This window comes from Pseudomonas sp. Tun-23181, assembly GCF_057415455.1.
Map to the genome: position 1 here is coordinate 5,534,318 of NZ_CM171630.1, position 22,406 is coordinate 5,556,723.

13 protein-coding genes are annotated in these 22,406 nt (G+C 61.4%); 5 read left to right on the top strand and 8 right to left on the bottom strand.

All coding sequences use genetic code 11. The features are described 5' to 3' along the window. Positions 1–567: 567 nt before the first annotated feature. The 7 genes from ACDI39_RS26155 to dsbD all read right to left on the bottom strand — a co-directional run bounded on the left by ACDI39_RS26155 (position 568) and on the right by dsbD (position 8,064). Complete coding sequence (locus ACDI39_RS26155; RefSeq protein ID WP_253081349.1) at positions 568–1,773, bottom strand: YcaO-like family protein; 1,206 nt, start codon at positions 1,771–1,773, stop codon at positions 568–570. A gap of 4 nt (positions 1,774–1,777) precedes the next feature. Further along, the gene (locus ACDI39_RS26160; protein WP_253081350.1) at positions 1,778–2,569 is read right to left on the bottom strand and encodes a nitroreductase family protein; all 792 of its coding nucleotides are present in this window, start codon (positions 2,567–2,569) and stop codon (positions 1,778–1,780) included. Beyond that, positions 2,566–3,432 carry an McbB family protein gene (locus ACDI39_RS26165; protein ID WP_253091014.1) on the bottom strand — a complete coding sequence of 289 codons (867 nt, stop codon included), beginning with the start codon at positions 3,430–3,432 and terminating at the stop codon, positions 2,566–2,568. The genes ACDI39_RS26160 and ACDI39_RS26165 overlap by 4 nt, the downstream gene beginning before the upstream one ends. A 60-nt stretch (positions 3,433–3,492) precedes the next feature. Further along, positions 3,493–3,702, bottom strand: a complete 210-nt coding sequence (locus ACDI39_RS26170) for a hypothetical protein (RefSeq protein WP_253081352.1) — start codon at positions 3,700–3,702, stop codon at positions 3,493–3,495. A gap of 1,053 nt (positions 3,703–4,755) precedes the next feature. Continuing rightward, a complete protein-coding gene (gene dsbG / locus ACDI39_RS26175) occupies positions 4,756–5,514 on the bottom strand; it encodes a thiol:disulfide interchange protein DsbG (RefSeq protein ID WP_253080427.1) in 759 nt (252 codons plus the stop codon). A gap of 1 nt (position 5,515) precedes the next feature. Further along, the gene (locus tag ACDI39_RS26180; protein WP_253101211.1) at positions 5,516–6,352 is read right to left on the bottom strand and encodes a TlpA family protein disulfide reductase; all 837 of its coding nucleotides are present in this window, start codon (positions 6,350–6,352) and stop codon (positions 5,516–5,518) included. Beyond that, complete coding sequence (gene dsbD / locus ACDI39_RS26185; RefSeq protein WP_253167906.1) at positions 6,352–8,064, bottom strand: protein-disulfide reductase DsbD; 1,713 nt, start codon at positions 8,062–8,064, stop codon at positions 6,352–6,354. Before dsbD ends, ACDI39_RS26180 begins: the two co-directional genes overlap by 1 nt. A 182-nt stretch (positions 8,065–8,246) precedes the next feature. On the opposite strand from dsbD, the gene ACDI39_RS26190 reads away from it, so the two are divergent. From ACDI39_RS26190 to ACDI39_RS26205, 4 genes are all read left to right on the top strand, one after another. Beyond that, positions 8,247–9,494, top strand: a complete 1,248-nt coding sequence (locus tag ACDI39_RS26190; RefSeq protein ID WP_013970710.1) for an IS256 family transposase — start codon at positions 8,247–8,249, stop codon at positions 9,492–9,494. Between the two features lie 196 nt (positions 9,495–9,690). Continuing rightward, the gene (locus ACDI39_RS26195) at positions 9,691–10,374 is read left to right on the top strand and encodes a response regulator (protein ID WP_486537167.1); all 684 of its coding nucleotides are present in this window, start codon (positions 9,691–9,693) and stop codon (positions 10,372–10,374) included. Then, on the top strand, positions 10,371–11,687 hold the full coding sequence (locus tag ACDI39_RS26200; protein ID WP_225789866.1) for an ATP-binding protein: 1,317 nt from the start codon (positions 10,371–10,373) through the stop codon (positions 11,685–11,687). Before ACDI39_RS26195 ends, ACDI39_RS26200 begins: the two co-directional genes overlap by 4 nt. Positions 11,688–11,854: 167 nt before the next feature. Next, positions 11,855–13,246 carry an aspartate aminotransferase family protein gene (locus ACDI39_RS26205; RefSeq protein ID WP_225789865.1) on the top strand — a complete coding sequence of 464 codons (1,392 nt, stop codon included), beginning with the start codon at positions 11,855–11,857 and terminating at the stop codon, positions 13,244–13,246. 37 nt (positions 13,247–13,283) lie between these two features. Here the strand turns inward: ACDI39_RS26205 and ACDI39_RS26210 are convergent, their stop codons facing one another. Next, positions 13,284–14,255: a siderophore-interacting protein gene (locus tag ACDI39_RS26210; RefSeq protein WP_225789864.1), complete on the bottom strand. Its 972-nt coding sequence runs from the start codon at positions 14,253–14,255 to the stop codon at positions 13,284–13,286. A gap of 178 nt (positions 14,256–14,433) precedes the next feature. Here ACDI39_RS26210 and ACDI39_RS26215 point away from each other — a divergent pair, with 178 nt between their 5' ends. Continuing rightward, positions 14,434–22,338, top strand: coding sequence for a non-ribosomal peptide synthetase (locus tag ACDI39_RS26215; protein WP_253080424.1), 7,905 nt, complete (start codon positions 14,434–14,436; stop codon positions 22,336–22,338). The last annotated feature ends 68 nt before the right edge of the window (positions 22,339–22,406 follow it).

Sequence of the window (22,406 nt, forward strand, 5' to 3'; positions counted from 1 at the left end):
CTATATAGCCTGAGAGTAACATTATGAAAGACAAGAGAGAGAAAAGTGTGTTGGCAGTGGTGAACTTTATGGGTAATGCTGCTATGGCAAGTCCAATGCATGAAAACATCAGATAGCTCGCATAAAAGCAGGATAGTAAATACAGAAATTCATAGGTCGAGTAGTCGCCGTATAGTGGTTTGGTTGTTAAGTAGAAAAAGCTGAAATAGATGATGCTGATCAGGGTGTAACTAGTGAGGTGTGAGCACAAGAATAGAGCGATTGCTGTTTTCTGATAGATAAATGATCGGATGAATCCACTTTCTCTTCTGCCGATGAGATAAAAGCTCAGGCCAAAAAAAGCGACGCTTGACGAAATGTATGCGTAGAACCATGCTGCTGCAGTGATATATGCTTGGCTCGTTTGTTGAGATGTCGGGGTGCTTTGCGTCAAGATGATGAACATTATACAAGGCGATAGTGCTGTCCACAGAAGTGCAGTGGGCTCCTTCAAGTGCTCGAGAACTAAAATCTTTGAGATTCTTGCAATTCTGACCACCCTAGGCGTCGCACATTGAGGAAGGCTGCTCATGGGAAGGGGACCATTCTGGTTAGTTGTGTAGTGATGATTTTTTTGGAAAAGAAATCGGAATAAGTGTTTTTGGTATTTAGGTGGAAGGCATTGTTCATGTGGAGGAACAGATTGGGTGAGGTGTACTTGCAAAAGTGAATGTTGGATTTTTTGGTGGGTAGCGCGGATAAGTATAGGTAGCCATTTAACTTGAGTTTTCTTATTGCGCTAATAAGGTTTTGGCAGGTGAGTGGGACGGTGTCGTTGGATGAGGACTTGGGGTGACTCATATCTATGTTGCTGGAAATTGTATTGTAGGTACTGTAATGGTTGCATTCCATGAAATAGCTGAGGTAAGGGTCCTCAATTTCTTTTTTAAAGTTATTGGTGCTGCTAAATGACTGCATGAATCGGAAGGTTTGCCATAATTCGATGGTTGCCTTTTCCAAAGCACTGGCGAGGTTGTCCGAATAAGCCATTCCAGCGCAGTATTTAACGCGGGCGTGCTTGTCGTTTTTGTTGCCGTAGCACAGTAAAATGCAGCTGCCAGGGAATTTATCGTCAGTTAAGTTTAAGATGCATAACTCTCCGTTTTTGTGTAATTGCTGGAGTAGTGGTCGGCTGGGTAGATTTTTCAGGGTCGAACAGGCATCAAGATATGAAACTTTGTCTGTGCAAGTTTTGGTAAGCCAGAATCTAAGTAGAAATTGCCTCTCTAGAGACTCTTTGAGTGCTCCCAGGATTGCTCTTTCAATTGTCACATGGGCACTGCATCCGCAGGTGTCTCTCATTGGGTAGAACTTGTTATCGACGGGGTTCCTGCCTGGCGAAATGGATATGCAGACAGTGGGAATCCTGCAGGGCGTGAAGTCAGTTATCCTGAAAACATTAGTGCGATCAAAAAGGTGCGAGTGTAATGGTGTCTTATGGCCATTCGTGGATGTCTGTGAGAATGCCTTGGAAAACTCGTCACATTCTTCGGGGGTCAGCCCATTATCTAGTTTGCTTGTGTCGTGTACGGGAACGTCAAGATAGAAGTGCTTTCTCTCGAACTGTTCGCCAATAGCACAGTTAATTACTTCTGATGACCATCCACTGCTTGAGCCGTAGGTGCCCCATCGACTGCCGCACTCAACACTATGAGGGAGATGGGACACTGCCCCCGGTCGGTGCAACTCAAAGTCTGTAGCAGCAGGGGTATGGATTTCGTTATAGATATTCATGAAACTAGCCTATGAGTTGAATACAAGCGGGTAGAAATAATGCTGGGTTCAAGTTTAGTTCTTTCGTGACCTCGTAATCGGTAAAGCCTGACCAAGGTCTGCTGTGCAGTTGTAACTCTTTGCAGCGTAAATCTGTAAGCATATACATGGATCCAGCTTCCATAAGGGCTAACCGATATCCTCTATATCGATATTTGAATATTGCCTTTGGTAAGTAGATGAAGTAGATGATTGCTAATGATGGTGAACCTATGTTGTCGTGCTCCTGGGTGATGGCATTGGACAATAAGTCTATATTAATTTTCGGGCTGTATGCCTCCAGCGTTCTTGAGGATGGAAGTAGGTGGAGAGCGCTGCTCTCAGTTGGCCAGTGCTTGATTTTATTGTTTAAATTGATGCAGAAAACTTCAATCGGGTAAAGTGCCCCGCCACTTGGGTAACCCCTCCTGTAGCTTGATCCACCTTTTACTAATAAGGGGGAAAGAAGGGCTTTGACAGTTTCGAACTGCATTTCCCGCTCATCGAACCAGTTACACGAGTTATTTCTGTGCAGACTATGGTTTTGACGTAAGGGTTGCAGAGCCTCCCCTCTATGGCCCTTTTCTGAAGTAAAGATATTCAACTTGAGTTCGTTGCCAGTTAGCTTTTTTAATTCTTTTAATGGGATGTGATGCAAGGTGCTTAAATGCCGGGTTGCTCTATGGATAACGAAATTTCCTTTGGCGTGAAAGGCTAATGTTTCATCTGTTACTTCGCGGGTTGTGAATTTCAGATAATGATCGTGAGGAATGCTCATGGTTTGAATCCTAAGCATTGGCAAAGTGGCCAGTGAATGCTATTGTCTTCTGTAAATGTGCCATTTTCTAAATTTAGAGTTCTAGATAGCAAAGTTTGGTCTTGAGTGAGTTTGGATTTTTGAGGGTGTATTAATTTGTTTGAGAATGAAGTGACTGTTCCGAGAATTAATGCGTTTTGAAGTTCGTCGATTGCTGTCTTAGGTAATGCTATTTTTTTTGATCGGCAAAAAGCCCATATTTTGTACCAGTGATGATGGCTGGGTCTCAATTGCTCATAGTGTGCGATTCTATCTAGGGTGCAAAAAGCGCATGGATTACCGATTGAGGGAATATAGACTTCGGTCAAGTGGAAGTACTTTCCACTGATGAATCCAACACTGATCCCACAATCAGGGTTGCTATCTAAGATTGCCGTGTAGGTTTTTCTGAGTAAGTCCGGGCATAGCTTTAAATAAGCAAGAATAAACAGGGTTGGCGTTTTTGCTTTGGGCGTTTTGGATAGAGGGAGTTTTCGGATCTGGGTTTTATCATGAGATTTCCTTTTCAAGTAGGACTTGAGTTCATTTGATATGTCCCAGTCAGTATAAATAATGGCGTTTTCAAAATAGGGAGGCTCTGCGTGTTCACCAATAATGGATATTGATCTAAGGAAGTCAATGCCACTGGCAGGGTTTAGGTTTTCACTTAGCAGTATTTGCTCGAGTTCATCTTGCGGTAGCAGTGTTGATTGAGTTTCGGCAAGGTGTTGTAGTGCCTTCGCCATTTTTGGTTCAGTGATTTTGGTAAATCCAATGGGGGAAAAGACCATTGGATCAGAGTCAAAGTTGAGTATTTCGTAGTTGTAGATCCTTAGTGTTTTCATTTTTGCTCCTCGGGTGGAGGAGGGCATCTTCTTTGGTGGGTGAAGACGCCCTACTTTTAGTTAGCAGTTCTCATGCTCAAGGTTGTCGATAGCATTACCGCCGCATCCTCCTGAACCCCCGCTACCACCTTTACATCCACCACCACCTCCACAACCACCACTTCCTCCGCAGCCTCCTTGGCTTCCGGAGCCTCCAAAGAATTCCGCTTCCATATCGCAATCGTTGTCAAAGTCCAGCTTCATGACATTGATGCCAAATTGATGGTCCATTGTTCTCTCCTTGGTTGTTGCCCCGAGTTCGAGTTCGGGGTTTGTGCAGGTTTAGGACCGTCGTTGATGCATGTCAAGTTGCGGCTGAAAAGTGTTTTTTAAAATTCCTCGGTCTTCTGTTTTATTCGGAGGTAAGGTTGTGTGAATGTTCCTAGGTGTTTGCTTACGGAGAATTCTTATTTTTGATTTTTTGGATTTTTTTTGTCAGAACATTCCTATTTTCATGTGTGAATTATTTTGCTGTTCGTTGAGGAATTTCTGGAGTTGTTGTTCGTTTGTTTTTCAGGAGGAAGTAATATTTATTGAGCCGCTGTGGGCAAAAAATGTTTCATTATGTGTAAATAGCCGTCTCTCAGTGTTTCTGTTTGAACGATTGCCGTGCTTGGAGATACACGATAGGGCGTTTGGGTTATGCGTCGTTGGCTTGTTGAATTAGGCGCTTGACAGCGAGATCACGTGGTCAGCCATATCCAAAGTGTCATGCCAAATGGTGGGGGGGAGGCAATGCCTGTCAGTTAAGCCTGGGGCTGCTCCGCAGCCCTTTCGCGGCACAAGGTCGTTCCAGATTCGGCGCTGGCTTGCAGGCAGCGCTATGCCTGAGCGGCCTTGTGTCGTGAAAGGGGCGCAAAAGCGCCCCCAAATGGCAGCTGGAAGTCTTAACTGGCCGGCATTGGGGTTGGAGGAGATTTTTAGATCTCTGCAGCCTGCGATGGCAGGTGAAAGAGGCACATCAATCAAGGCCATGGGGACGACACAGAGATCCAGACATTGACATTAGCGCCTGCCGAGAATCTATGCCTATGGTCAGCCCTTTCAAGATGTTCGAAGTGAGCTAAGTTAGGGCTGCTTTGCCGTCCTTTCGCGACGTAAGACTGCTCCAATCGGATGGTCTGTCAGCCGAAAGCTCTTTGCGCAACAGCGCAGCCAGGAGACTGGTGGGCTCTACAGGCACAGCGCTGAATCGCGGAACAGCGCGGTATCCCTCGGTGTGGCCTTGCCGGGGCGCCGGACCTATCGGAAAAGGCTGCAAAGCAGCCTCAGCCATTTTTACCTTCAGCGCTTGCCGAGAATCTTGCCCAGCATCTCGGGTCGCGGCGCGCCTTGCTGGCTCTGCAGGTTCCCTTGCTCATCCTGATAGAAGATCGCCGGCGTCGCCCGCAACCCCAACTCTTCCATAAACGCCAGATTCCCCTCCAGCTTGGTCTGCACAGCCTCCGGTATCGTGTCCAAGGCCTTGAGCGTGCTGGCCTTGCCCGCTTTCTCATGGTGCTCCAGCGCCTTGGCCGGGTCCTTGGCGGCGAGCAAGGCCGCCGACTTGCCTGGGCTGTCCTCGCGGATGATGCCGACCATGATATGGCGCAACTGCACCTTGCCCGACTCGACCCAGGGCCGTGCCTGCTGCCAGAACATGTTGCAGTACGGGCAGTTCGGGTCGCTGAACAGGTAGACGATGCGCGGCGCGTTGGCCTTGCCATCGGCGATCCAGGCGGTCTTTTCCATCTTCGCCCAGATAGCCTTGGTCATTGGGGCGTACACCAGTTTTTCCAGCGGCTCTGCGCTGAGGTCCTTGCCCTGTTCGTCGAACAGGCTGCCGACCAGCACATGTTTGCCATCGGGGGTCAGGTACAGGGCGATGCCGTTGTTCTGGTATTCGGCGGCATAACCGCGCAAGCCGTTGGGGGCATCGAAGCTGCCCTTGATCACGGCGCCCTTGGCTTGTATCTGCTGGACCGCCTTGGGCAGTTCTTCGGCCTGCAAGGCCGGGGTCGCCAGCAGGGCCAGGCTCAGGGGCAGCAGTGCATTCAATCGCATGTCAGTTTCCTTGTGCGGCGGAGGAGGGCGCGGTGGCCCGTTCGAAGGGTTGCAGCGCATGGCGCAGGCTGGCACGGGACAGTTCGCCCAGGTGGCTGCCGACCAGCCGCCCTTCGGCGTTGTAGAACAGAGTGGTGGGCAGGGCCATGGAGCCGACCCGCTGGGCCAACTGGCCGCTGCCGTCGAACAGTACATGGGTCAGGCTCAGGCCGGTGGTGGCCAGGAACGTACTGACGTTCTCCGGCGTCTCGCCCTGGTTGACGAACAGGAAGGTCACCTGCGGGTAATCGTGCTGGGCCTGCTGCAGCACCGGCATCTCGCGTCGGCAGGGCGGGCACCAGGTGGCCCAGAGGTTGATCACCAGTGGCTTGCCACGGTAGTCGTGCAGCGCTACCGACTGCCCTGTGGCATTGCGCAGGCTTAGCGCCGGCAACTCGGTGCCCTTGCTGTAGAGGTGGCTGCCAAGGCTCGCCAGCCCCCAGAACAGCGCGCCGCTGAACAGCGCCCAGCCCAGCGGACGGCGCAGGCCCGGGTGGCGCCAGCCCTGCCACAGGGTGCCGAGCACGATGCCGATCAGGCCGGCCCAGAGCAGGAAGCCGCCATCACGAATGTCGATCACCTGCACAGGGTCGTCGCGGTACATCGGCCAGTAGGCCAGCACGAAGCCCAGGCGGGCGAACACCAGCCCCAGCAGGAACAGGTTGAACAGCGCCGACTCGGGGCTTTCGCCGCCGCGCCGGGCGACCCACCAGCCGACCAGGCTGGCGATCCCGAGAGCCGCGAGCAGCAGCAGGTGGTTGAGGGCCATGGTCAGCGGCCCCAGGGTCACGGTCAGCATCAGCCTTGGCTCCTGGTCTGTGTCCAGTGCTGCAGGAAGGTGGCGGCATCCACCTCGCCGGTGATGCGCCGGGCGCGGCGTTCCTCGCCTTCCGGGCCGATCCAGATCAGGCTGGGCGGGCCTGGCACTTGGTAGCGCTGCAGCAGTTCGCGGCTCTGCGGGCTGTTGGCGGTGACGTCCAGGCGCACCAGGTGCACGTTGGCCAGGTCGGCCTGGACATCAGGCCGGGCAAATACCTGCTTTTCCATGACCTTGCACGACACGCACCAGTCGGCATAGTAGTCCAGCATCACCCACTGGCCGCGCTCCCGGGCGGCGTCCAGTTCACGTTGCAGCGCCTCGGGGCGGTTGACCGTGACGAAGGCATCCTCGGCCTTGGCGTTCGCCACGGGGGCACCGCCCCCCGCGAAGGGTTGCAGCGGTTGCCAGAGGTCGTCACCGCCGGCTGCGGCGCCGACCAGCAGCAGGCCACCCCACAGGGCGCCGAGCAGCGGCATGGCGCGCAGCGCGGGCAGGCGGTGCAGGGCAGGCCAGGCGGCCCAGGCCAGGGCGATCAGCCAGGCGCCAGCGAGGGCCAGCAACAGCGTTGCCGGCAGCAGGCTGCGCAGGGTGTACAGGGCCATGGCGAGGAAGACGAAGCCGAACAAGCCCTTGACCAGGTTCATCCAGGCGCCGGGGCGCGGCAGGTAGCGATTGCCCAGAGTGACCAGCAACAGCAGCGGCACGCCCATGCCCAGGCCCAGGCTGAACAGCACCAGACCACCGTGCAGCATGTCGCCGCTCTGGGCGATGTACAGCAGCGCACCGGCCAGCGGTGCGGTCATGCACGGCCCCAACAGCAGGCCGGAGAGGGCGCCGAGCAGCGCTGCGCCATACAGGTTGCCACCACGGGTACCCTGGCCTGCGCGGTCGAGGCGGTCGCGCAGGGCCGCCGGCAGTTGCAGCTCGAAGGCGCCGAACATCGGCAATGCCAGGATCACGAACAAAGCGGCCAGGCTGCCCAGCAGCCAGGGTTGCTGCAACCACGCCTGCAGGCTGGCGCCGAGCAGCGCGGCGACCACGCCCAGGGCCGCATAGACCAGGGCCATGCTCAGCACATAGACACCGGCCAGCACCCAGCCACGGCGGGCGCAGGCACCGTTGCCCAGGACCAGGCCGGCGAGGATCGGCAGCATCGGCAATGAGCACGGGGTGAAGGCCAGCAGCAGACCGAGGCCGAAGAAGGCCAGCAGGCTCCAGGCCAGGCTGGCGTGCTGCAGGTCGCTGGCCAGGGCCTGGTCGCTGGCCTGTTCGGTGGTCGCCGGGGCTTGGCCGCCGAGTTCGATCACGGTGGTTTGCGGTGGGTAGCACAAGCCGGCGTCGGCGCAGCCCTGCCAGCCCAGGCGCAACTGGCCCTGGGCATTGGCGGGGAGCAGCAGCTCGAGCTGCTGGCGGTAGACGGCGCTGTCGCCGAAGAACTCGTCGTGGTGGTTCAGCGCCGGCGGGAGCTGCGGGTGCTGCTCGGCGGGCAGGCCCTCGAACTTCAGGCGTTTCTGGTAGAGGTAATAGCCGTCCTGGATCTGGAAGTGCAGGCGCATCTGGCCGTCGGGCAGGTGATCGTGGGTCAGGACGAAGGCCTGGTCGACGGGCAGGAAATCCGGTTTGACCTCGAAGGGGTTGGCCTGGAGCGGGCCGGCCAGGAGGAGTGTCAGCAAGAGCAGGAAAATGCGCATGTCTTCGCCTTGGCAGTGCAGTGAGGGGGCCCATGCTGGCCTGGGCTGATTAACCGAGGGTTAACCGGGTCCTACAGGCTGCCTTGTAGGACTGTTGGGTTCGGATGCTGGTCAGTTAAGCGGTATTGGAGAGGGTGTCAGAAATTTTGTGTTCGGGCATAACATGAGTAAGAGGTGCATGTATGCCAACCAAAAAGAAACCCTTGCGTGACTTGCCCAAAATCCCCAAAGAGCTGCTGGAGCAGTTCGGTGAGGGCCTGATGACCGCAGAAGCTATCGAGGATGCCTCTGCGGCGTTTAAGAAGGCCCTGATCGAACGCGCGCTGCATGCCGAGCTTGGCCACCACCTGGGATATCCACCGGGCGCGCAGCGCCCAGAGGATGAAACCAACCAGCGTAACGGCAAGAGTGGCAAGACGGTTTTGACCGGCGATGGCCCGCTTCGTCTGGAAATTCCCCGAGATCGAGACGGTAGCTTTGCACCCATTCTGATCCCTAAGCACGAGCGGCGGTACACCGGCTTCGATGACAAGATCATCGCCATGTATGCTCGAGGTATGACGGTCAGAGAGATCCGAGCCTTTCTGTCCGAGCAGTATGGAACCGACGTCTCGCCTGATTTCATCAGCTCTGTAACTGACGAGGTCATGGAAGAGATTGGTGCTTGGCAACAGCGGCCACTGGAGCCGATGTACCCGGTCATTTTCTTCGATGCGCTGCGGGTGAAGATTCGCGAAGAAGGCCTGGTGCGCAACAAGGCCATTTACCTGGCACTGGGCGTTCTACCCGACGGGACGCGCGATATCTTGGGCATCTGGATCGAAAACACCGAGGGTGCGAAGTTCTGGATGAAGGTTTTTAACGATCTCAAAACGCGTGGTGTCGAAGATGTGCTAATTGCCGTGACCGATGGCCTCAAAGGCATGCCAGAGGCCCTCAGCGCTGTGTTTCCAGAGACGACGCTGCAGACGTGCATCGTGCACCTGATCCGCAACAGCCTCGACTTCGCGGCCTGGGACAAGCGGCGGGCTCTGGCCAAGGAGCTGAAGCCGATTTACCAAGCCATCAATGCTGAAGCGGCTGAGCAAGCACTCGATGAGTTTGAAAGCGGGCCGTGGGGCGAGAAATATCCAACGGTGGTGGCTGCCTGGAGACGCGCCTGGGATCGAGTGATTCCATTCTTCGTCTTCCCTCCGGCCATCAGGAAGGTGATTTACACCACCAACGCCATCGAGAGCATCAACGCCCAACTCCGCAAGGTCATCAAGACTCGCGGGCATTTCCCGAATGATGACGCAGCGACCAAACTGATTTGGCTGGGATTGCGCAACATAACAGCCAATTGGGGAAAACCGGCCCATGATTGGAAAAGCGCGATGAATCAATTTGCGATTCTGTACGGAGATCGGTTCATCAGGCCAACCTGGTGAAAATCAGGGCCTGCCTGGCGGCAGGCCATTACCGGCCCGAACACAAAAAAACTGACAGTCCCGTATTGGAGCTGCTTTGCAGCCCCACTACCAACAATCACCCCAGCGCGACGAATCTCCCCGCCAGGCGTCATAATCCCCCCTTAATCCCCCCACTGTGCAATGCAAGCCAAGCTTCCCCACTGGAGAACCTCCCATGCACGTACTGCTCTGCGAGGACGACGACCTGATCGCCAGCGGCATCTGCGCCGGCCTCGCCGCCCAGGGCCTGACCGTGGACCGGGTGGCCAGCGCCGGTGCCGCGCGGGCGCTGCTGAAGGCCGCGCAGTTCGACGTGATGATCCTCGACCTGGGCCTGCCCGACGAAGATGGCCTCAGGCTCCTGCGCCGCCTGCGCCAGCTGGGCGAGACCCTGCCGGTGCTGGTGCTCACCGCCCGTGACGCGATCACCGACCGGGTCGATGGACTGCAGGCCGGCGCCGACGACTACCTGCTCAAGCCCTTCGACCTGCGCGAACTGGCCGCGCGCCTGCACACCCTGCTGCGCCGCGTGGCCGGGCGGGCGGTGAACGTCATCGAGCACGGCCCGTTGCGCTACGACCCCAGCAGTTGCGAGGCGACCCTCGCCGGCCAACCGGTGGACCTGTCCCGACGCGAGCAGGCGCTGCTCCAGGCCCTGCTGCAGAACCCCGGCCGGGTGCTCTCCAGCGAGCAGCTCAAGGACTGCGTCTACGGTTTCAGCGACGAAGTCGAGAGCAACGCCCTCAACGTGCATATCCACCACCTGCGCCGCAAGCTCGGCAACAGCATCGTCGAGACCGTGCGTGGCCTGGGCTATCGCCTCGGGCCGGCCCAGGCCTCCCAGGAGACCACCCCATGAGCCTGCGTGCACGCCTCTCGCTGATCCTGGGCAGCGCCTTCGTCATCATCTGGGTGCTCGCCGCCGCGTGGATGCTGCGCGACCTGCGCCAGCAGATGATGTTCTCCCTCGACCAGCGCCTGGTGGCCTCGGCGCGTATGGTCGCCGGCTTGATCGACCAGTTGCCGCAGCCGCTGACGGCCAAGGGCGAAGACGCACATTTTTCTGCCGACCAGCTCAGCGTGCCGGACGGCATGGCCTGCCAGGTCAGCTCCCTGCGCGGCGAAATCCTCGCCAGCAACCACAAGCACGACGGGGCCATGGACGACCAGAGCAGCGGCTTCCGTGACCAGTCCATCGATGGCGCGTCCTGGCGCACCTTCACCTACAACCATGGCGATGTGCGCATCACCACCGCCGATCGCCACCTGGAGCGCGAGGCGCTCAACCGTTCGATCCTCCTGGCAGCCTCGGCGCCGGTGCTGATGGCCCTGCTCGGCAGCCTGGGGCTGCTGTGGATCGGCGTCGGCAAGGGCCTGGAGCCGCTCAACCGGATGCGTGACGCCCTGCGCCGGCGCCGCGCCGACAGCGTCGAGCCGTTGCAGGTGACCGGCATGCCCAGCGAACTCCAGCCGCTGCTCGAGACGCAGAACCAGTTGTTCCTGCGCATCGCCCAGACCATCGAGCGCGAACGGCGCCTGACCGACGACGCGGCCCACGAGCTGCGCAGCCCGCTGACCGCGATCAAGACCCACCTGCAAGTCGCGCGCATGACCGACGGCACGGTTCGCGAGCAGGCGCTGGAACACGCGGAGCAGGGGGCCGATCGTATGCACCGCACCCTGGAACAGTTGCTGATGCTGGCCCGGGTGGAGGGTAGCCTGTCGTTCGAAGATGGCGTGCAATGCAGCGCCGAGCAGGTGGCGCGCCAAGCGGTGCAGGATGCTGGCGGAGGCGACAACCGGCGCATCGTCCTGCGCCTGCCGGAGGAGGCTGCCCAGGTCTACCTGGGCATGCCCGCGCCGCTGGCGGTAGCGGCCTTGCGCAACCTGCTGGACAACGCCCTGCGCCATGGCGGCGATACCGCCGTGGAGCTGGAGGTGCAGGCGGCCGACGGGCAGGTGGGCTTTTTGGTTCGCGACCATGGGCCGGGCATCGCCGAGGAGGACCTGCAGCACCTGACCGAGCGTTTCTGGCGCCATGGCCAGAGTGGCGGCTGTGGCCTGGGCCTGGCGATCGTCCAGGCGATCGTGCAGCGCTGTGCTGGCAGCCTGCGCTTCGACAGCCGCAGCGATGGGCTGCGGGTATGGCTGCAGGTGCCGGCGCGTCACTGACGGTGTCGCGCCCCTTCGCGGGCTTGCCCGCGAAGGGGCCACACAAATCCTGTAACAACTGCTAAATCCTCGCCCCGCTGAAGCGTTTTTCAAGCGATGACAACCCGACACACATCCGGCTCCAGGGGCGTGGCGGGCACTTTCGCTTGCTTGCGAGGATTTTTCCGATGTCGACCGCTTCCAGCCTTGCCCAGGTCCTGCCGGCCACTGCGCCGCAGGCGCTGTACGAATTCGAGGATTCACCCCTGTTGCAGCGCCAGCAGCAACAGGAATCCAACGCCCGCAGCTACCCCCGGCGTATTCCTCTGGCCCTCAAGCGCGCCCGTGGCATCCATGTCGAGGATGTCGAGGGCCGTCAGTTCATCGACTGCCTGGCGGGGGCGGGGACCTTGGCCCTGGGCCACAACCACCCTGTGGTGATCGAGGCGATCCAGCGCGTGCTGGCCGACGAACTGCCGCTGCACACCCTGGACCTGACCACGCCGGTCAAGGATCGCTTCGTCCAGGACCTGTTCGGTGTGCTGCCCGAGGCACTGCGCCGTGAGGCGAAGGTGCAGTTCTGTGGCCCCACCGGTACCGACGCCGTGGAGGCGGCGCTCAAGCTGGTGCGCAGTGCCACCGGGCGCAGCACGGTGCTGGCATTCCAGGGGGCCTACCATGGCATGAGCCAGGGCGCGTTGAGCCTGATGGGCAGCCATGGCCCCAAGCAGCCGTTAGGTGCCTTGCTCGGCAACGGTGTGCAATTCATGCCGTATCCCTACGATTACCGTTGCCCGTTTGGCCTGGGCGGCGAAGCCGGGGTCAAGGCTGGCCTGCATTACCTGGAGAACCTGTTGCTCGACCCTGAAGGCGGTGTACCGCTGCCGGCAGCGGTGATCCTGGAGGTGGTGCAGGGCGAGGGCGGGGTGATCCCGGCCGATATCGAATGGCTCAAGGGGGTGCGCCGTATCACCGAGCAAGCCGGGGTGGCGCTGATCGTCGACGAGATCCAGAGCGGCTTCGCCCGTACCGGGCGGATGTTCGCCTTCGAGCACGCCGGCATCGTCCCGGACGTGGTCACCCTGTCCAAGGCCATCGGCGGTAGCCTGCCGCTGGCGGTGGTGGTCTACCGCGACTGGCTGGACACCTGGAAGCCAGGTGCCCATGCCGGTACGTTCCGTGGCAACCAGATGGCCATGGCTGCGGGCTCGGCGGTGATCGGCTACCTGGTCGAGCACCGCCTGGCCGAGCATGCCGAGGCCATGGGGCAGCGCCTGCGTGAGCACCTGCTGCGGTTGCAGCGGGATTATCCGCAACTGGGCGATATCCGTGGTCGTGGCCTGATGCTCGGGGTCGAGCTGGTCGACCCGCAAGGCCGGCCCGATGCCTTGGGTCACCCTCCGGTCAACCGCGAACTGGCACCGAAGATCCAGCGCGAGTGCCTCAAGCGGGGCCTGATTCTCGAGCTGGGTGGGCGCCATGGTGCGGTTGTGCGTTTCCTGCCACCGCTGATCATCAGTGCCGATCAGATCGACGAGGTGGCGCAGCGGTTTGCCGAGGCGGTGACGGCGGCGGTCTGATCGTACCCTGGGGCTGCCGCGCAGCCCCAGGTATCGCTCATTCGAACGAGCGTCCCCTGCGCCAATACCCCATCAGCGTCAGGCATGCACGATCAAGGTGCCGAACATTGATCAGGTGCCGACGAATCCGCATCACAGTGGCCGATTCCCCGGCCACCCAGGCATAGAAATCACCCCGTCGGGCTTTTGCCAGTTCCCAGGGGCGTCGTTGCTCAATGTCGATTTCCTCCAGAAGGCACGCTTTGTTCGGGGCCTGCATGATCGGCAAGTCGGCCAACTGCTCGACGGCCTGCAGCAGGGCGGTGCCGTGGGTGCTGCCGAGCACATCTCGCGGTAGCCAGTGCAGGTGGGTGTCGCGGGGGCAATCCAGGCTCAGGCAGTCGGCTTGCAAGGGGACTTCGACAAAGGCCTGCACCAGGGGTGGTTGCGCGCTTGCGGCCAGCTCTTCGAGGATGCTGGCGATGGCTGGCAAGGCCGTTTCGTCGCCCACCAACAACACGTGGTTTACGCCGGCAGGCGGGTTCCATTCATGGCCGCCTGGGTCTTTTCGGTAGGCCAGGTCGGGTGCCAGCATCTGCAGGCGATCGCCGCTGCGGGCCTGGGCCGCCCAGGCCGAGGCAGGGCCGTTGACACCATGCATGACGAAGTCGATATCCACCTGCGCCTCGGGGCGGCGTAGGGCGCGAATGGTGTAGGTGCGCATTGGCGGTCGCGAGGCCTCCGGCAGTTGTTTGCGCGCTTCGTTCCAGTGGCTGTCGTGGGGCAGTGATGGCAGGCTGCCGTCGGCGGCGGGGAAGAACAGTTTTACCCGCTGGTCGGGCCCGGCGCATTGCATGCTGGCGACATCGGGCCCGGTAAACACCAGGCGGCAAAGCGAGGGGCTGAGTTCGATCTTGTGCAGCAGTTGCAAGTCGAACATCCGGTAGGCGCTGGGTTTTTGCGCCAGGCCGCTGGTCAGCCTGCGAAGGCCCCGCTGCATGGCACTGGCGAGAGAGGAAGAGGTGGACATGGCAGGTCCTTTGGCATCGGGTTCACCGATTGGACGAACCCTGCGCCGGCCAATTTAGCGGCTGTATGGGCCCGCTCGGCTTGCACAGGTGGGGCAGCGCTAATTTTTCCGGCCTGGGTTCGTTCTATAGGGACGACCTGTCATCGGGTCATTCGATCCACGCTCCGGATGCCAAGAAATGAATGCTGAAGACGCCCTGAAACTCGCTCGCCGGTTCATCGGTCTGCCCGTGGAAAAACGCCAGGTATTCCTGGCGGCGCTGCGCAAGGAAGGGGTGGATTTCTCCCAGTTCCCCATCCCGCGGAATGTAGAGGCCCAGGACCGTCAGGCCCTGTCCTATGCCCAGCAGCGGATGTGGTTTCTCTGGCACCTGGACCCGCACAGCGGCGCCTACAACCTACCGGCCGCGGTACGCCTGAAGGGCGCGCTCAATCGCCAGGCCCTTGAGCAGGCTTTCGCCAGCCTGGTCGAACGCCACGAGACCCTGCGCACGGTGTTCCGCCAACAGCCGGACGATAGCCTGTGCCAGGTTCCCTGCGAGCAGGCGTTGACCATTGCCTGGCGCGACCTGGGCAAGCTGGCGCCCGAGCAGCGCGAGGCCGAAGTGGCGGCCGAGGCCGAAGCCCAGGCGCAGCAGCCGTTCGATCTGGCCCAGGGCCCGCTGCTGCGGGTGCGCCTGCTGCGCCTGGCCGAACAGGAGCACGTGCTGCTGCTGACCCTGCATCACATCGTGTCCGATGGCTGGTCGATGACCGTGCTGATCGATGAGTTCTGCCGTTTCTACGATGCCCATGATCAAGGCGGCCAGCCACAGCTGGCGGCGCTGCCGATACAGTACAGCGACTATGCCCTGTGGCAGCGTCGCTGGCTGGAGGCGGGCGAGCAGCAGCGCCAACTGGATTACTGGATGGCGCAACTGGGTGACGAACATCCGGTGCTGGAGTTGCCCAGCGACCATCCGCGCCCGGTACAGCCGACCTACCAGGGGCGCCGCCACGAACTGGCCCTGGATGCACAGTTGGTCGAGCAGATGCGCGCACTGGCCCGGCAGCAGGGGGTGACCCTGTTCATGCTGATGTTGGGGGCGTTCAACATTGTCTTGCATCGCTACAGCGGCCAGGGCGACCTACGTATCGGCGTACCCATCGCCAACCGCAACCGTAACGAGACCGAGGGCCTGATCGGCTTCTTCGTCAACACCCAGGTATTGCGCACCCGGCTCGATGGCATGACCTCGGTGGCTGAGCTACTGACCGATATCAAGGCCGCCTCCATGGGCGCGCAGGATCACCAGGACCTGCCGTTCGAATGCCTGGTGGACGCCCTCAAGCTCGAGCGCAGCCTGAGCTACAACCCGCTGTTCCAGGTGATGTACAACCACCAGCCGGAAGTGGCCGACGTCACCCGCCTGACAGTGGGCAAGGGCCTGGAACTGGGCGTCATCGAGTGGGAAAGCCGCACTACCCAGTTCGACCTGAGCCTGGACACCTACGAGCAGGGTGGCCGCTTGAATGCCGCCTTCACCTACGCCTGCGACCTGTTCGAGGCGCCGACCATCGAGCGCCTTGCCCGGCACTGGCTGACTGTGCTGCGGGCGATGGTCGCCAACCCGGCCCAGCGTATTGGCGAGATCGCCCTGCTGGACCAGCAGGAATACCGCCAAGTGGTCGAGGGCTGGGGCCGCAACGAGGCCCAGTACCCCAACGAGCTGACCGTGCATGAGCTGTTCCAGGCCCAGGCTGCGTGTGCGCCGGATTCGCTCGCGCTGATTTTCGACGGTCAGCAACTGACCTACGGCGAGCTCAATGCTCAGGTCAACCGCCTGGCCCGCACCCTGGTCGAGCGTGGTGTGGATCGCGAAGTATTGGTGGGCATCGCCCTGGAGCGCGGCCTGGACATGGTGGTCGGCCTGTTGGCAGTGCTCAAGGCCGGTGGCGGTTACGTGCCGCTCGATCCCCAATACCCGGCCGACCGCCTGCAATGCATGATCGAAGACAGCGGCAGCCGCCTGATCCTGACCCATGACGGCCTGCTGCAGCGGCTGCCGCTGCCCCAAGGCGTGCAGACCCTATGCCTGGATCGCGACGAGGCCTGGGTGCACGGCGACGACAGCGACCTGCCCAACCGTGCCTTGCCCGACAACCTGGCCTACGTCATGTTCACCTCCGGCTCCACCGGCCGGCCCAAGGGCGTCGGTATCAGCCACCGTGCGCTGGTGCGTCACGCCCATGTGTCGTTGGGCTTCTTCGAACTGAGTGCCGCCGACCGGGTGCTGCAGTTTGCCACCTTCAACTTCGACGGTTTCGTCGAGCAGCTCTACCCGGCATTGATCTGCGGTGCCTCGGTAGTGATCCGTGGCAGTGAGATCTGGGACAGCGAAACCCTTTACCGCCAGTTGATCGAGCAACGCATCAGCGTGATGGACCTGACCACCGCTTACTGGCACATGCTGGCCAAGGAGTTCGCCGCAGTCGGTCCGCGTGACTATGGCGTGCTGCGCCAGGTGCACGGTGGTGGCGAAGCGATGCCACCTGAGGGCCTGCTGGCCTGGCGCCAGGCTGGCTTGGGTCATGTACGCCTGCTCAATACCTACGGTCCCACCGAGGCGACGGTCACCGCCACTACCCTCGATTGCGACGATTATGTGCACGGCCAGCGCCCGATCCCACTGACCCTGCCGATCGGTGCCGTCCTGCCGGGGCGCAACATCCTGGTACTGGACGACAACGGCTTGCCGGCACCGGTGGGTGTGGTCGGCGAACTGGTGATCGGTGGCGAGTTGTTGGCGCGTGGGTACTTCCAGCGCCCGGGTTTGAGCGCCGAGCGCTTTATCCCCGACCCGTACAGCGGTGTTGGTGCACGCCTGTACCGCACCGGCGACCTGGCTCGTTTCAATGCCGAAGGGGTGATCGAGTACGTCGGCCGAATCGACCACCAGGTGAAAATCCGCGGTTTCCGCATCGAGCTGGGCGAGATCGAAGCACGCTTGCTGGAGCGTGACGAGGTGGCCGATGCCCTGGTGCTGGCATTGCCGGGGGCCAATGGCCTGCAACTGGTCGGCTATGTGGTGCCGGCCGAGCGCGAGCTGGTCGACGCGGATCTGGCCACCCAGGCCGCCCTGCGTGAAGCCATCCGCAGCGGCTTGCAAGAGCAACTGCCCGACTACATGGTGCCTGCGCAGTTGCTGCTGTTGGCTCGGTTCCCCCTAAGCCCCAACGGCAAACTCGACCGCAAGGCCCTGCCACGCCCCGACGCCAGTCAATTGCAACACAGCCATGTGGCGCCCCGCACTGCGTTGGAACAGCGAATCGCAGCCATCTGGCAGGATGTGCTCAAGTGCGCGCAGGTCGGTGTCACCGACAACTTCTTCGAGTTGGGCGGCGACTCGATCATGTCGATTCAGGTGGTCAGCCGTGCCCGCCAGGCCGGCTTGCTGTTCAGCCCCAAGGACCTGTTCCAGCACCAGACCGTACAGGGCCTGGCCAGCGTCGCTCGCCTGGGCGATGACGTTGTGGTGATCGACCAGGGGCCGGTGACCGGGGCCCTGGGATTGCTGCCGATTCAGTACGATTTCTTCGCTCAGCCCATACCCGCCCGCCATCACTGGAACCAAGCGTTGCTGCTGCAGCCGAAGCAGGCGTTGCAGGTCGATACCTTGCACCAGGCCCTGGCATCGCTCGTTACCCATCACGACGCACTGCGCTCGCGCTTCGTGGTGCAGGACGGGGGCTGGCGGGCATGGATTGCCGAGCCGACCGCGAGCGATGACGACCTGCTGTGGCTGCGCGAGGGCGTGTCCCTTGAACGGCTTGGCGAACTGAACACCCAGGCACAAGCCAGCCTGGACCTTGTCAAAGGGCCATTGCTACGTGCGGTGCTGGCGACCCTGGACGATGGCAGCCAGCGCCTGTTGCTGGCCATTCACCACCTGGTGGTGGACGGGGTGTCCTGGCGCATCCTGCTGGAGGACTTGCAGCACGCCTACACCCAGTTGCTGCAGGGGCGACCGGTACAGTTGCCGGCCAAGACCAGTTCGACCCAGGCTTGGGCCGAGCGCCTGACTGCATTGGCGCAAACCCCTGCCATGCAGGACGAACTGGGCTACTGGGCCGGCGTGTTGAGCGATGCCCCGCTCGACCTGCCGTGCGATCGCCCGCAGGGCAGCCTGCAAAGCCGTCACCGTCAGGTGGTCCGCGGCCGTCTCGATCGCGAGGCCACCCGCCAACTGCTGCAACAGGCGCCCGCCGCCTACCGTACCCAGGTCAACGACCTGTTGCTCACCGCCCTGGCCCGCACCCTGCGTGGCTGGACTGGCCATGCCGACGCGCTGATCCAGCTCGAAGGGCATGGCCGTGAAGACCTGTTCGCCGACATCGACCTGAGCCGCAGTGTGGGTTGGTTCACCAGCCTGTTCCCAGTGCGCCTCACCGCCCACGACGACCTGGCGGCCAGCCTCAAGGGCATCAAGGAACAACTGCGCGCCGTACCGGCCAAGGGCCTGGGCTTCGGTGTGCTGCGCTACCTTGGCCAGCAGCCGGTGCGGGATGCCCTTGCGGCATTGCCGCAGCCACGGGTGACCTTCAACTACCTGGGCCAGTTCGACGCCAGCTTCGACGACGGTGCGCTGCTGGTGCCGGCCCATGAAGGCGCTGGTGCTGAATTGAGCGAAGACGCGCCGCTGGGCAACTGGCTGGAGGTGGAGGGCCAGGTCTATGACGGCGAGCTGGAGATGCGCTGGACCTTCAGCGGCGAACAGTTCGACACCGCTACCATCGACCACCTGGCCGCCTGCTTCGATGAGCAGCTACGCGCCCTGGTCGAGCATTGCTGCCAGCCTGGGGTCATGGGCGTCACGCCGTCCGACTTCCCGCTGGCGGGCATCGACCAGGCTCAGTTGGATGCGCTGGACGTGCCGGCCAGCCAGATCGAGGATATCTATCCGCTGTCGCCCATGCAGCAGGGTATGTTGTTCCACAGCCTGCTGCGACAGGGCAGTGGCGAGTACATCAACCAGTTGTGCGTGGATGTCAAAGGCCTTGAGGTCGAGCGTTTCCGCGCCGCCTGGCAGGCAGCGATGGATAGCCACGACATCCTGCGCAGCGCCTTCGCCTGGCAAGGCGGTGGCCAGCAGTTGCAGATCATCCACCGCCACCTGCCGCTGGACTTCACCTGCCATGACTGGCGTGGTCGCGACGACCTGGCCGTCGCCCTGCGAGCGTTGGCCGAGCAGGACCGCGCCCGAGGCTTCGAGTTGTCGAGCCCCGGCCTGCTGCGCCTGACCCTGGTGCGCACCGGCGAGCATAGCCATCACCTGATGTTCACCAACCACCATATCCTCATGGACGGTTGGAGCAGCTCGCAGTTGCTGGGTGAAGTGATGATGCGTTATCACGGCCAGGCGTTCGAGCGCCCACTGGGGCGTTATCGCGACTACATCCAGTGGTTGCAGCAACGCGATGCCCAGAGCAGCGAGCGCTTCTGGAAAGAGCGCCTGGCGGCGTTCGAGGCGCCGACGTTGCTGGCCAAGGTGGGCGCCGAGCATGCTGGCGGCAGCGGCCACGAGCTGTTGCATCATGATTTGGATACGGCCTCGACCCAGCGCCTGAACGCCTTCGCCCGGCAGCAGAAAGTGACCCTCAACACCCTGGTGCAAGCCGCCTGGCTGCTGCTGTTGCAGCGTTACACCGGCCAGGATTGTGTCACCGTCGGCACTACTGTGGCCGGCCGCCCGGCCGACCTGCCGGGGGTAGAAAGCCAGTTGGGGCTGTTCATCAATACCCTGCCGCTGGCCGCCAGCCCGCACCCGCAGCAGACCGTGGCGCAATGGCTGCATACCCTGCAGGACCTGAGCCTGGCCATGCGTGAGCACGAGCACAGTGCGCTGTTCGAAGTGCAGGGCTGGGTCGGTCACAGCGGTGAGGCGCTGTTCGATAACATTCTGGTGTTCGAGAATTTCCCGGTCTCCGAGGCGCTGGAGCGTGGAGCATCGCAGGGCCTGCGTTTCGGCCCGGCCAAGCACAGCGACTTGACCAGTTACCCACTGACCTTAGGCGTGACCCTGGGCGAGCGGCTGGCGCTGCACTACAGCTTCGACCTGGCGCACTTCAGCGCCGAGCGCATCCGCCGCATCAATGGCCACCTGGCCCAGTTGCTAGAAGCTTTGGCGCAGGACCCGCAGCGCACCCTGGGCGAGCTGGACATGCTCGCTGTGTCCGAACAGGCGCAGGTGGTCGAGCAGTGGAACGCCACTTTCGTCGATTACCCGTCGGACACCTGCGTACACACCCTGATCCAAGCCCAGGCGCGGAAGACTCCGGACGCTGTGGCCCTGGTGTTCGGTGAGCGTCAGTTGAGCTACCGCGAATTGGACCAGCAGGCCAACCAGTTGGCTCACCAGTTGATCGAGCTGGGGGCGGGCCCGGACGTGCTGGTAGGCATCGCCGCTCAGCGCAGCCTGGAGATGGTCCTTGGCCTGCTGGCGGTGCTCAAGGCCGGTGCCGCCTACGTGCCGCTGGACCCGGAGTACCCACGCGAACGCCTGGCCTACATGTTCGAGGACAGCCGTATAGCATTGCTGCTGACCCAAACCGAGGTGCTGCCACAACTGCCGCTACCGGCGGGCTTGCACGCCCTGTGTCTCGACCGGCAGGCTCACCTGGGCTACCCGCTGAGCGCGCCTCAGGTACAGCCTGCGCCGGAAAACCTGGCCTACGTGATCTACACCTCTGGTTCCACCGGCAAGCCTAAAGGCGCGGGCAATCGCCACAAGGCTTTGACCAATCGCTTGTGCTGGATGCAGCAGGCCTATGGCCTGGATGCCACGGACGCGGTGCTGCAGAAAACCCCGTTCAGCTTCGATGTGTCGGTGTGGGAGTTCTTCTGGCCGCTGATGGTCGGTGCCCGCCTGGTGGTCGCGGCGCCGGGCGATCACCGCGAGCCGTCGCGGCTGGTGCGGCTGATCGAGCAGCAGGGCATCACTACGCTGCACTTCGTGCCGTCGATGTTGCAGGTGTTCCTGCAGGATGAAGGCGTGTCGCGCTGCACCAGCCTCACGCGCATCGTCTGCAGCGGCGAGGCGCTGCAGGTGGATGCCCAGCAGCAGGTGTTCGCCAAACTGCCGAATGCGGGCCTGTACAACCTCTATGGCCCGACCGAGGCGGCCATCGACGTGACTCACTGGACCTGCCGCGACGAAGGTCTGGACAGCGTGCCGATCGGGCAGCCGATTGCCAACCTGAGCACCTACGTGCTGGCCGACGATCTGTCGCCACTGCCAGCAGGGCTGGTGGGCGAGCTGTACCTGGGTGGCGAAGGGCTGGCGCGGGGCTACCACCGTCGCCCGGGGTTGACCGCCGAGCGTTTCGTCGCCAGCCCGTTCGCCACTGGCCAGCGCCTGTACCGCACCGGCGACCTGGCGCGTCAGCGCGCCGACGGGGTGATCGAGTACATGGGGCGCATCGACCATCAGGTGAAGATCCGCGGCCTGCGGATCGAACTGGGCGAGATCGAGGCGCGCCTGCTGGAGCAGCCTGAAGTGCGCGAAGCGGCAGTGCTGGCGGTCGGTACCGGTGCCGACATGCAGTTGGCGGCCTATGTGGTAGCGCATCAAGCAGATTCGGCGCAACTGGGCGAACAGCTCAAGGCCCGCCTGCGCACGCTGCTGCCCGACTACATGGTGCCTACCCACCTGGTGCAGCTGGCCAGCCTGCCCCTGAGCCCCAACGGCAAGCTCGACCGCAAGGCCCTGCCAGCGGTCAGCGCGGCGGTGAGCAGTGCGCAGTTCCGCGCCCCGCAGAGCGAACTCGAGCGCCAGCTGGCGCAGATCTGGCAGGACGTGCTGGGCCTTGAGCGGGTTGGCCTGGATGACGACTTCTTCGCCCTGGGTGGCCACTCGCTGCAGGCGGTGATGCTGCTGTCGCGTATTCGCGGTGCGTTCGGGGTCGAGCTGCCGGTCAAGGAATTCTATGAACTACGCCAGCTCGGACAGCTGGCGGCGCATCTGCAAGGTGATGCCGGTCAGGCGGCCGATGAGCTGGACCTGATCTTCGGCGCGCTCGACGAACTGGAGGAAAGTAATGCCTGAGCACAAGCAGGACCGTACGCAGGAACTGGTTGCGCGTCTGCGCAACCTTGATGGCGAGCGCCGTCGGC